Here is a 13,307-nt window from a genome sequence, read left to right as displayed (position 1 = left end):
CAACCGCCTCGAAGTCGTGACCGGCCTGAGCCTGCCCAGCACCGTCGTGTTCGACTACCCGAACGCCGACGCGCTGGCCGGGTTCATCCTGTCCACTCTGGACGGATCGGACACCGCCGAGACCGTCGTCACGCGGGCGATGGTCGACGAGCCGATCGCCATCGTCGGCATGAGCTGCCGGTTCCCCGGCGGTGTCGCTTCGCCGGAAGCGTTGTGGGACCTCGTGCTCGGCGGCGGGGACGCGATCTCGTCGTTCCCGGCCGATCGCGGCTGGGACGCGGCCGGGCTGTTCGACCCCGACCCGGACCGCAGCGGCAAGACCTACTCGACGCTCGGCGGCTTCCTCGAAGGCGCCGCGGACTTCGACGCCGGCTTCTTCGGCATCTCGCCGCGCGAGGCACTCTCGATGGACCCGCAGCAGCGGCTCCTGCTGGAAGTCTCGTGGGAGGCCCTCGAACGCGCCGGCGTCGACCCGGCGACCGTGCGCGGCAGCCGCACCGGCGTCTTCATCGGCTCCAGCTACCAGGACTACGGCTCGACCGTGCTCAACGCGGCCGAGGGCTCCGAAGGCCACATGATCACCGGTTCGGTGTCGAGTGTCCTGTCCGGCCGCGTCGCCTACCTGTTCGGCCTGGAAGGCCCGGCCGTCACGCTCGACACGGCCTGCTCGTCGTCGCTGGTCGCGCTGCACCTGGCCTGCCAGTCCCTGCGCAACGGCGAGAGCACGATGGCGCTGGCCGGCGGTGTCACCGTGATGGCCACGCCCGCGCCGTGGATCGGCTTCAGCCGCCAGCGCGCGATGGCGCCCGACGGCCGCTGCAAGGCCTACTCCGACGAAGCCGACGGCATGAGCCTCGCCGAGGGCATCGGCCTGGTCCTGGTCGAGCGGCTGTCCGACGCGCGGCGCAACGGCCACGAGATCCTGGCCGTCGTCCGCGGCTCGGCGATGAACTCCGACGGCGCGTCCAACGGCATGACCGCGCCGAACGGGCCGTCCCAGCAGCGCGTGATCAAGCAGGCGCTGGCCAACTCGGGTCTGTCCACTTCGGACGTCGACGTCGTCGAGGGCCACGGCACCGGCACCGCGCTCGGCGACCCGATCGAGGTCCAGGCGCTGCAGGCCACCTACGGCCGTGAGCGCGAACGCCCGCTGCTGCTCGGCTCGGTGAAGTCCAACATCGGCCACACGCAGATGGCCTCCGGCATCGCCGGCGTCCTCAAGATGGTCATGGCGATGCGCCACGGCGTGCTGCCGAAGACGCTGCACGCGAGCACGCCGTCGTCGCACATCGACTGGTCGAGCGGGACCATCGCGCTGCTCGACGAGCAGACTGACTGGCCCGAGACCGGTGCGCCGCGCCGCGCCGCCGTCTCGTCGTTCGGCCTGAGCGGCACCAACGTCCACACCGTGCTGGAACAGGCCTCCGCCGCCGAGATCGAGGAAGCCGAAGCCGAGCCCAAGACCGTCGGGACCGTCCCGCTGGTCGTGTCCGCCCGGACGCCGGAAGCCCTGCGCGCCCAGGCCGCGCGGCTGCGCACCTGGCTGGCCGACCAGCCCGAGCCCGCGCTCGCCGACCTCGGCTTCTCGCTCGCCACGGCCCGAGCCGACCTGAGCCACCGCGCGGTCGTCCTGGCCGCCACGCACGACGACGTCCTCGACGGGCTCGCCGCCGTCGCCGCCGACGAGCCCGCGGCGTCCGTGCTGCGCGGCACCACAGGCGGTCCCGGCACCGCGTTCCTGTTCACCGGGCAGGGCAGCCAGCGCCCGGGTGCCGGGCGTGAGCTGGCCGAGCGGTTCCCCGTCTTCGCCGAGGCGCTCGACGAGGTCGTCTCCCACCTGGACGCCGGCCTCGAACACCCGCTGCACGGCCTGCTGTTCGCTGAGCCGGGCACGCCGGAAGCCGCGCTGCTCGACGAAACCCGCTACGCCCAGCCCGCGTTGTTCGCGATCGAGGTCGCGCTCTTCCGGCTCCTGGAGTCGTGGGGCGTGCGGCCCGACCACGTCGCCGGGCACTCGGTCGGCGAGATCGCCGCAGCGCACGTCGCCGGGGTGTTCTCCCTGGCCGACGCCGCCACGCTGGTGCTCGCCCGCGGCCGCCTCATGCAGGCACTGCCGTCCGGCGGCGCCATGGTCGCGATCCGCGAGGCCGAGGCCGACGTGCGGGCCCTGCTGCCCGAGGGCGTCGACATCGCCGCGGTCAACGGGCCGCGGGCGACCGTCGTCGCCGGTCCCGAGGACGCCGTGCTCGCGTTCGCCGAACAGTTCCCGAAGACCCGTCGCCTGACCGTCTCCCACCCCTTCCACTCGGCGGCGATGGACCCGATGCTGGACGAGTTCCGCGCGGCCGTCGCCGGGCTCACCTACTCGGCACCCGATCTGTCCTTCGTTTCCGGGGTGACCGGTGGGTTCGGTGACGCCGAGCTGGTGTCCACTCCGGACTACTGGGTCCGCCACGCCCGCGAGGGCGTCCGGTTCGGCGATGCGATCACGGCGTTGCACGACGCCGGCGTCACCGCCTACGTCGAACTCGGGCCCGACGGCGTGCTGTCGGCGATGGTCGGCGAGAGCGTCACCGACGCGGCCGTCGCCGTGCGGCCCGTGCTGCGGCGCGACCGGCCGGAGGGCGAGACCGTCGCGGCGCTGCTCGGCGAGCTGCACGCGCACGGCGTCCGCCCCGACTGGGCCGCTTTCTACGCCGGCACCGGCGCCCGCCGGATCGACCTGCCCACCTACGCCTTCCAGCGCACCCGCTACTGGCCGGAGTCCGCTCCGGCGGAGTCCACGGCCGAAGCCGACACCGGCTTCTGGACGGCTCTCGAAGCCGCCGACGTCACTTCGTTGTCCACCACGCTCGACGTCGACCGCGACGCGCTCGGCACGGTCCTGCCCGCACTCACCGCCTGGCGGCGCCAGGTCCGGACGGAGTCCGAGGCCGACACGTGGCGTTACCGCGTCGTCTGGACGCCGGTGCGCACCGAGGCCGCGACCCCGCGCCGCGTGCTGGTCGTCGTGCCCGCCGGACCCGGCCCGTGGGCCGAGTCGGTCCTGTCCGCTGTGGACGGTGTCCGGTTCGAGGTCGGCAACGAAGACCGCGAGACCCTGGCCGCTCGTCTGTCCGAAGTAGACACAGATGTCGTCCTTTCTCTGCTGGGCGAGACCGACAGGGCCCTCACCGTGGCGCAGGCGCTCGGTGACACCGGGATCGCCGCGCCGCTGTGGTGGGCGACCCGCGGCGCCGTCAGCGTCGGTGCCGCCGACCCCGCGGCGGACCCGCGGGGTGCGGCCCTGTGGGGCCTCGGCCGGGTGCTGGGGCTGGAGCAGCCGCAGCGCTGGGGCGGCCTCGTCGACCTGCCCGAAACCCTGGACACCCGCGCGGTCAACCGGCTCTTCGCCGTCCTGGCCGGGATCGGCGACGAGGACCAGGTCGCCGTCCGGCCGTCCGGGGTCTTCGCCCGCCGCCTCGCCCCGGCCCCGGTCACCGACGCCGGGGTCACGGCCTACACCCCGCGCGGCACCGTCCTGATCACCGGCGGCACCGGCGGGCTCGGCGCGGAAGTCGCGCGCCGCTTCGCCACGGCCGGTGCGGACCACCTGGTGCTCGTCAGCCGCAGCGGCCCGGACGCGCCCGGCGCGGCCGACCTCGAAACCGAACTCACCGCAGCCGGAGCGCGCGTGACGATCGCAGCTTGCGACGTCGCCGACCGCGACGCCCTGGCCGCACTCATCGCGTCGCTCCCGACGGTGAACGCCGTCGTGCACACCGCCGGTGTCGTCGACGACGGCACCACGGATTCCCTGACCCCAGCCCAGTTCGCGACCGTCTTCAGCCCGAAGTGCACCGGCGCCGAGAACCTCGACGAACTGACCGAAGACCTCGACGCCTTCGTGCTGTTCTCCTCCACCGCGGGCACGTTCGGCGCGGCCGGGCAGGGCAACTACGCGGCCGCCAACGCCTACCTCGACGCGCTCGCCGCCCGCCGCCGGGCGGCCGGTAAGGCCGCGACGTCGATCGCCTGGGGTCCCTGGGCGGGCGCCGGCATGCTCGGCGGCGACGCCGGGGTGCAGGACCGCGTCGGCCGCGGCGGGCTCGCCCTGCTGCCGCCGGACCGGGCGATCGCGGCGATGCGCCGCGCGATCGGCGCCGGCGACGCCGAAGTCGTCGTCGCCGACATCGACTTCACCCGCTTCATCCCGGCGTTCACCATCGGCCGGCCGTTCCCGCTGCTGGCCGACCTGCCCGCGGCGAAGGCCGTGCTCAGCCAGGCCCGCGAGGCGGGGGAGCGCGGCGACCTGCGCACCACCCTGGCCGGACTGCCCGACGCCGACCGCGAGAAGCACCTGCTGAGCCTGCTGCGCACGCAGGTCGCGATGGTCCTCGGGCACTCCGACGCCGGCGCGGTCGCGCCGGACGCCGCGTTCGCCGACCTCGGCTTCGACTCGCTCACCGCGGTCGAACTCCGCAACGGCATCGGCGCGGCGACCGGCCTCGCGCTGCCGTCGTCGCTGGTCTTCGACCACCCGACGCCGCGCGCGCTGACCGCGTTCCTGCTCGGCGAACTGGTCGGCACCACCGAACTCACCACGACCACGGCGGCCACCCGGGCCGACACGACCGACCCGGTCGTCATCGTCGGCATCGGCTGCCGCTTCCCCGGCGGCGTCACCTCGCCGCGCACCTTCTGGGACCTCCTGGCCGGCGGCGGCGACGCGATCGGGCCGTTCCCGGCCGACCGCGGCTGGGATCTCTCGACGATCGGCGCCGGCCAGGCCGGGTTCCTGCCCGACGCCGGGCACTTCGACGCCGGGTTCTTCGGCATCTCGCCGCGCGAGGCCCTCGCGATGGACCCGCAGCAGCGGCTGCTGCTGGAGACGTCGTGGGAGTCCCTGGAGCACGCCGGGATCGACCCGGCGACGCTGCGCGGCTCCGACACCGGCGTGTTCGTCGGCACCAACGGCCAGGACTACACCGGCCTGCTGCTCACCTCGGGCGCGGACGTCGCCGGGCACATGGCCACCGGCACGACGGCGAGCGTGCTGTCCGGCCGGCTGTCCTACACGCTCGGCCTGGAAGGCCCGGCCGTCACGGTCGACACGGCCTGCTCGTCGTCGCTGGTCGCGCTGCACTGGGCCGCCCAGTCGCTCGCCTCGGGCGAGTGCTCGCTGGCCCTGGTCGGCGGCGTCACGGTGATGACCAGCCCGTTCTCCTTCGTCGAGTTCGACGCCCAGGGCGGCCTCGCCGCCGACGGCCGCTGCAAGGCCTTCTCCGACGCCGCCGACGGCACGACCTGGTCCGAGGGCGCGGGCGTCCTCGTGGTCGAGCGGCTGTCCGACGCGCGCCGTCTCGGCCACGACGTCCTCGCCGTGGTGCGGGGTTCGGCGATGAACCAGGACGGCGCGTCCAACGGGCTCACCGCCCCGAACGGCCCGTCGCAGCAACGCGTGATCCGCCAGGCCCTGGCCAACGCCGGACTGTCCACTGAGGACGTCGACGTCGTCGAGGCGCACGGCACCGGCACCACCCTCGGTGACCCGATCGAAGCCCAGGCGTTGCTGGCCACCTACGGCCGCCAGCGCGAAGAGCCCCTGCTGCTCGGCTCGGTGAAGTCGAACCTGGGCCACACCCAGGCCGCCGCCGGCGCCGCCGGCGTCATCAAGATGGTGCTGGCCCTCGGCCGCGGCACCGTGCCGAAGACACTGCACGTCGGCGAGCCGTCGTCCCACGTGGACTGGACGGCCGGTGCGGTCCGGCTGGTCACCGAGGCGACCGCGTGGCCCGAGACCGGCCGCCCACGTCGCGCGGCCGTGTCGTCGTTCGGCGTCAGCGGCACCAACGCCCACGTGATCCTGGAGGCGCCGCCGGTCCGCGACGAGGTGACCGGGACCTGCCCGGCGGTCGTGCCGTGGCCGGTGTCGGCCCGCTCGGCGGCCGCGCTCGACGCGCAGCTCGCCCTGCTGGCCGACGTCGAGACCGACGCCCTGGACGCCGGGTTCACCCTGGCCACCGGACGTGCCGCGCTCGACCACCGCGCCGTCTTGGCCGACGGCCGGGTCGTGGCTCGCGGTGTCGCTCGCGAGCGCGTGAGCGCGTTCCTGTTCTCCGGCCAGGGCGCCCAGCGCCTCGGCATGGGCCGCGGGCTGTACGACCGGTTCCCGGTGTTCGCCGAGGCGTGGGACGAGGTCTGCGCCCACTTCGACGCCGGGCTGCCCGGCTCGCTGCGAGACGTCGCCTGGGGCGACGACGCGGCCGAGCTGGACCACACCGGCTGGGCCCAGCCCGCGCTGTTCGCGGTCGAGGTCGCCTTGTTCCGGCTCCTGGAGTCGTGGGGGATCCGCCCCGACTTCGTCGCCGGGCACTCGATCGGCGAGATCGCCGCCGCCCACGTCGCCGGTGTGCTGTCCCTCGAAGACGCCTGCACGCTCGTCGCGGCTCGCGGCCGGCTCATGCAGGCGCTGCCCGAGGGCGGCGCGATGGTCGCCGTCCGCGCGGCCGAGGCCGATGTCCGGCTCACCGACGGCGTCGACCTCGCCGCCGTCAACGGGCCCGAGTCGGTCGTGCTGTCCGGTGCCGAGGACGCCGTGCTCGCCGTGGCGGCGAACTTCGAGAGCAGCAAACGGCTTGCGGTCTCGCACGCGTTCCACTCGCACCTGATGGAGCCGATGCTCGACGAGTTCCGCACGGTGGTCGCGGGCCTGCGGTTCGCGGCGCCGTCGATCCCGGTCGTGACGTCGGGTGACGTCACGTCGCCGGAGTACTGGGTGCGGCACGTGCGTGACACCGTCCGGTTCGGCGACACCCTGGACCGGCTCGCGGAGTCCGACGTCTCGCTGTACGTCGAGATCGGGCCGGATGCCGTCCTGACGCCGCTCGTCGCCGAGGCGGCCGACCGAGTCGTCGTGCCGGTGCTCCGCCGCGGAAAGTCCGAAGAGGACAGTGCCGCGACGGCACTCGGCACGCTGTTCACCGCCGGAATCGACCCGGACTGGGCGGCCTGGTTCGCCGGCACCGCCGGGCGGCGCGCCGAGCTGCCCACCTACGCCTTCCAACGCCGTCGTTACTGGCCCGACGCACCCGCCACGGTCGTGACCGGGACCGCCGTCGACGCCGAGTTCTGGGCGTCGGTCGACCGCGCCGACGGCGCCGAGCTGGCGACCGCCCTGGACGTCGACCCGGCCGCGCTCACCGCCGTACTGCCCGCCTTGGCCGAATGGCGCCGCAAGCGCGACGCCGAATCCGCCGCCGACGACCTGCGCTACCGGATCACCTGGCAGCCCGTCACCGTCGGCGCTGCTGACGCCGCCGATGTCGTGGTCATCACCGGCCCGGACATCGAGTGGGCCTCGAAGGTCGCCGACGTGCTCGGTGCCGAGGTCCACCGCCCCGACGCCGACCTGACGCAGGTGCGGGCCACGCGGATCGTGTCCCTGCTCGACACCGTGGCCGACACCCGCGCGCTGCTGGCCGCGCTCGACGACGCCGGCCTCGACGCGCCGGTGTGGGGCGTGACCCGGGGCGCGGTCGCCGTGACCCCGGCCGAGCGGATCGCGTCGCCGGAAACGGCCGCGCTGTGGGGCTTCGGCCGCGTGGCCGCGCTGCACGACCCGGTGCGCTGGGGCGGGCTCGTCGACGTCCCCGCCGACCTGGACGCGCGGACCGCGGCCCGGCTTGCCGGCGTGCTCGCCGGCGACGAGGACCAGGTCGCCGTCCGGGCGGCCGGGGCCTACGGCCGCCGCCTGACCCGCGCCGGCGCGCCCGGCGAGCACTGGGAGCCGTTCGGCACCGTGCTCGTCACCGGCGACGGCCCGGCCACCGCGATCGCGGACCGGCTCGCCGAGCGCGACGGCGTCCACGTCGTCCGCGGCGCCACGGCCGACCCGGATACCTTGCGCGACCTGCTCACGCAGTTCCCGCCCGACGCCGTCATCCACGGCGAAGGTCTCGCGGGCGCCCGGCACCTCGCGGACCTGCTGGACAGCAAGGAACTCGATGCGTTCGTGCTGCTCACCTCGATCGCCGGGGTGTGGGGCGTGCGCGGCCGCGGTGACGAAGCCGCCGAGGCCGCCGCGCTCGAAGCGTTCGCCCGCCAGCGCCGCGACCGCGGCGAGAAGGCGGCGGTCGTCGCGTTCTCGGCGTGGGAAGGCGCCGACGAGGACCTCGACCACCTGCGCGACAGCGGCCTGCCCGCGCTCGACCCGGCGACCGCCGTCACCGCGCTCACGACGGCCGTGCGCGCCGACGACGTCACCACTGTCGTGGCCGACGTCCGGTGGGAGCGGTTCGGCCCGGCGTTCACCGCGCGGCGCCCGAGCCCGCTGCTGGCGCAGCTGCACAGCCCGGCCGAGGCCGGCGAGCGGACCCACGGCCTGCGCGACCGGCTACTCGCCCAGTCCGCGGGCGACCGGGCCGACGTCGTGCTGGACGTGGTGAAGACGGCCGTCGCCGAGGTGCTGCGGCACCCGGACACGACCGAGATCGACACCGACCGCGCGTTCTCCGCGCTGGGCTTCGACTCGCTCACCGCGATGGACCTCCGCAACGCCCTCAGCACCGAGACCGGCCTGCGGCTCCCGGCGACGCTGGTCTTCGACCGGCCGACCCCGCGCGAGCTGGCCGCGTTCCTGCTCGGCGAGCTGATCGGCGAGGCCGAAGTGGCGCAGGTGAGCGTGGCCGCGCCGGTCGCGGGTGACCCGATCGTCATCGTCGGCATGAGCTGCCGGTACCCCGGCGGGATCGGCTCGCCGGAAGAGCTCTGGCGGGCGATCGTCGACGAGCGTGACGTCGTCGGCGGCTTCCCGGCCGACCGCGGCTGGGACCTGGCCACCCTGACCGGCGACGGCCCCGGCAGCAGTGCCGCCAAGGAAGGCGGCTTCCTGCACGACGCGGCCGAGTTCGACCCCGGCTTCTTCGGGATCGCGCCGCGCGAGGCCATCGTGATGGACCCGCAGCAGCGGTTCGTCCTCGAAGTGGCGTGGGAAGCGTTCGAACGCTCCGGCGTCGACGCGACGGCGTTGCGCGGCGGCGACACCGGCGTCTACATCGGCGGTGGCTCCGGCGATTACCGGCCGCCGACCGACACCGCGGGCCACCAGTCCACGGCCCAGGCGGGCAGCCTGCTCTCCGGCCGCGTCTCCTACACCTTCGGGCTGGAGGGCCCGTCGGTCACCGTCGACACCGCGTGCTCGTCGTCGCTGGTCGCGATGCACCTCGCCGCGCAGGCGCTGCGGGCGGGGGAGTGTTCGCTCGCCGTCGCCGGCGGCGTGATGATCATGTCCAGCCCGGCCGGGTTCGTCGAGTTCGGCGAGATGGGCGCGCTGTCGGCCGACGGGCGCTGCAAGGCGTTCGCCGACGCCGCCGATGGCACGGGCTGGTCCGAGGGTGTCGGGATGATCGTGCTGGAACGCGAATCCGACGCGCGGCGCAACGGGCACACGATCCTCGCCGTGGTGCGCGGCTCGGCCGTCAACTCCGACGGCGCGTCCAACGGCCTTACCGCCCCCAGCGGCCCGGCCCAGCAACGCGTGATCACCCGCGCCCTGGCCGTCTCGGGGCTCGCGGCGTCCGAAGTGGACGCCGTCGAGGCCCACGGCACCGGCACCAAGCTCGGCGACCCGATCGAAGCGCAGGCCCTGCTGGCCACCTACGGCCGCGAGCGGGACCGGCCGCTGCTGCTCGGCTCGGTCAAGTCCAACCTCGGGCACACCCAGGCCGCCGCGGGCGCCGCCGCGGTGATCAAGATGGTGCTGGCCATGCGGCACGGGCTGCTGCCCAGGACCCTGCACGTCGACCGCCCGTCGGAGCACGTCGACTGGTCGGCGGGCACGGTGTCGCTGCTGGCCGAGAGCACGCCGTGGCCGGCCACCGGCCGCCCGCGCCGCGCCGGGATCTCGGCCTTCGGCGCCAGCGGCACCAACGCGCACCTCATCCTCGAACAGGCACCTCCCACGCCGAGCCGGGAGCCGGCCGACGCCGTGGCCGTGCCGGTCAGGCTGTCGGCGCGGACGCCCGAGGGCCTGCGGGCCCAGGCCCGCGCGCTGCGGGACCACCTCGCCGCGCGCCCGGAGCTGGCACTGCCCGACGTCGCGTACTCCGCGGCGACCACCCGCGCGTGGCTCGAGGCGCGGGCCACCGTCGTGGCCGAGGACCGCGAGGAGCTGCTGACCGGGCTCGCCGCGATCACCGCGGGGACGACGTCGCCGCTGGTGCTCACCGGCCCGCAGACGGGCGGGAAGCTCGCGTTCCTGTTCTCCGGGCAAGGGTCTCAGCGTCCCGGCATGGGCCGCGACCTCTATGCGCGGTTCCCGGTGTTCGCCGAGGCGCTCGACGCCGTGTTCGCGCACCTGGACCTGGAACTGCCCGGTTCGCTGCGCGAGGCGATGTTCGGCGACGACGCCGACCTGCTGGCCGAGACCCGGTGGGCCCAGCCCGCGGTGTTCGCGCTGGAAGTGGCGCTGTTCCGGCTCGTCGAGTCGTGGGGCGTGCGGCCCGACTACCTCGTCGGGCACTCGATCGGCGAGTTCGCCGCCGCGCACGTCGCCGGGGTGCTGTCCCTGGCCGACGCCTGCACGCTGATCGCCGCCCGCGGCCGGCTCATGCAGGAGCTGCCGCGCGGGGCGATGGTCTCACTGCAGACCACCGAGGCCGAAGCCGAGCGCCTCGTCGCCGGGTCCGCCGGCCGGCTGTCGATCGCGGCGGTCAACGGGACCGACGCGGTGGTCGTCTCCGGCGACCAGGACGCCGTGGCCGAAGTGGCCGGGGCCGTCGCGGCGGCGGGCGGAAAGACTAGACATTTGCGGGTCAGCCATGCGTTTCACTCGTCCCACATGGACGCGATGATGGACGACTTCGGGCGGGTCGCCGCGGGGGTGGGATACGCCCCCGCGGTGCTCCCGATCGTGTCCACCGTGACGGCCTCCCCGGCCGGGCCGGAGATCCAGGACGCGCAGTACTGGGTCGACCACGCCCGCCGGCCGGTGCTCTTCACCGGCGCGGTCGCCGCCCTCGGCGCTCTCGGCGTCACCAAGTACCTCGAACTCGGGCCGGACAGCACCCTCGCGGCGCTGACCCGCTCGTTCGCCGGCGAGTCCGCCACGGTCACCGCCGCGCTGCGCAAGGGCCGCCCGGACGAGACGTCAGTGGTCGCCGCGCTGGCGCGCCTCGACGTCGCGGGCACTCCGGTCCATTGGGCGGAGTTCTTCGCCGGCACCGGCGCGCGGCCGGTCGACCTGCCCACCTACCGGTTCCAGCACGAACGCTTCTGGCCGGACCAGGCGCAGGTCACCGCGGGTACGAGCCAGGACCTGTGGGCGGAGCTGGACGCCGAGTCCCTGGCCGATCTCGGTGTCGACCGCGCCGCGCTCGACGCCGTCCTGCCTGCGTTGCTGGACCTCAAGCACCGCCGCGCCACCCAGTCCACTGTGGACGACCTGCGCTACCGGATCGCCTGGAAGCCGCTCGGCGGCTCCCTCGGCGTCGTCCCGGACGGCACCTGGCTGGTCCTCGTGCCGGCCGGGTTCGCCGAGGACGCCTGGGCCGCCGGTGTGGTCAAGGCCCTCGGTGCCGAGCGCATGGACGTCACCGGCACCGACCGCGCGTCGCTGACCGCCGCGCTCGGCGGGTTCGACGACGTCGCCGGCGTCGTTTCCCTGCTGGGCCTCGACGAATCCTCGCCGACGGCGGGGGTCGCGGCGACCACCGCGCTGCTGCAGGCCCTCGCCGGGACCGGCAGCACCGCACCGCTGTGGTGCCTGACCCGCGGCGCCGTCACCGCGATCCCGTCCGACCGGCTCACCTCGCCGGCGCAGGCCGCGCTCTGGGGCCTCGGCCGGGTGGCCGCGCTCGAACAGCCGGGCCGCTGGGGCGGCCTGATCGACCTGCCGGGCGAGCTCGACGACCACGCGGTCGCCCGGCTCGGCGGCATCCTCGCCGGCGGTGAGGACCAGGTCGCGGTGCGGGCCGCGGGCGTGTTCGCCCGCCGGCTCGTCCGGACGCCGTCCGGTGCGGCCCCGAAGGCCTGGCGTCCGCACGGCACCGTCGTCGTCACCGGCGGCACCGGCGCGCTCGGCCGGCGGCTGGCCCGCTGGCTGCTCGACGAAGGCGCGGCCAAGGTCGTGCTGACCGGCCGTCGCGGCCCGGACACCCCCGACGCCACGGAACTGCTGGCCGAGCTGGGCGAGCGCGCGTCGATCGTGGCGTGCGACCTGACCGACGCGGCCGCCGTGCGCACCCTATTGACCGACGTCCCGGCGGACGCGCCCCTGTCCGCCGTGGTCCACGCGGCCGGCGTGCTCGACGACGGTGTCCTCGAAAGCTACGACGCCGACCGGTTCGACGCTGTCTTCGCGGCGAAGGCCGACTCGGCGCGGGTGCTCGACCAGGTCACCCGCGAACTGGAGCTCGACCTCGAGGTCTTCGCGTTGTTCTCCTCGGCGTCCAGCTCGGTCGGCAACGCCGGCCAGGCCAACTACGCCGCGGCGAACGCCGTGCTCGACGCGATCGCCGAACACCGCACCCGGGCCGGGCTGCCGGGCACGTCGATCGCCTGGGGCGCTTGGCAAGCGGGCATGGCCGAGACCGCCGACGCCGCCGCGCGCGCCAAGCGCACCGGGACCCGGCCGGTGCCGGTGGACCTCGCGCTCACCACGTTCGCGCAGGTCGTGCTGGCGAGCGACGCCACCCCGGTGGTCGCCGACATCGACCACGCCACGTTCCTGCGCACGTTCACCGCGGCCCGCCCGAGCCCGCTGCTGACCGACCTGCCCGAGTACCACCGGCTCACGGCCGAAGCACCGGTCGACGTCTCCGGGGCCCTGCGGGACAAGCTGGCGAAACTGCCGGCGGTGGACCGCGAGAAGGCCGCGCTGGACGTCGTCCGCACCCAGGTCGCCGCGGTGCTCGGCTTCGCCGGGCCGCACGCGGTCGACCCGGAACGGCCGTTCTCCGGACTGGGCTTCGACTCGCTCAGCGCGATCGAGCTGCGCAACCAGCTCGCGGCGGCGACCGGCCTGGAACTGCCCGCGACGCTGGTGTTCGACCACCCGTCCCCGGCGGTGCTGGCGGCGGACCTGGTCCGCCAGCTGGTGCCCGACACCGGTGACGACGATGCGGCACTGCGAGCCCTGCTCGCGACGGTACCCCTGGCCCGCCTGCGTGAGATCGGCGTGCTGGAACCCCTGCGGCGCCTGGCCGGGCAGGTCCCGGACCCGGTCGGCGGCACCGGGAAGGCGAGCGAAGACATCGACGGGATGTCGCTCGACGACCTGGTCCGCGCCGCGCTCGACGGTGAGGCCACCTGATCCCGATGAACCTACG

Annotated in this window: 1 protein-coding gene (only partly in view); it reads left to right on the top strand. The window is 74.8% G+C overall.

Annotated features, from left to right (window positions below; translation table 11 throughout):
• Window positions 1-13,291, top strand: the 3' portion of a protein-coding gene (locus OG494_RS13780) for a type I polyketide synthase (RefSeq protein ID WP_328455606.1). Its footprint begins 13,850 nt before the window's first position; only the last 13,291 of its 27,141 coding nucleotides appear in the window; the start codon falls outside the window, past its left edge; the stop codon is at window positions 13,289-13,291.
• The last annotated feature ends 16 nt before the right edge of the window (window positions 13,292-13,307 follow it).

This window comes from Amycolatopsis sp. NBC_00438 (genome assembly GCF_036026695.1).
Taxonomy (GTDB): domain Bacteria; phylum Actinomycetota; class Actinomycetes; order Mycobacteriales; family Pseudonocardiaceae; genus Amycolatopsis.
The sequence above is the reverse complement of the archived record's forward strand: the minus strand, read 5'-3'. Positions and strand labels throughout refer to the sequence as shown.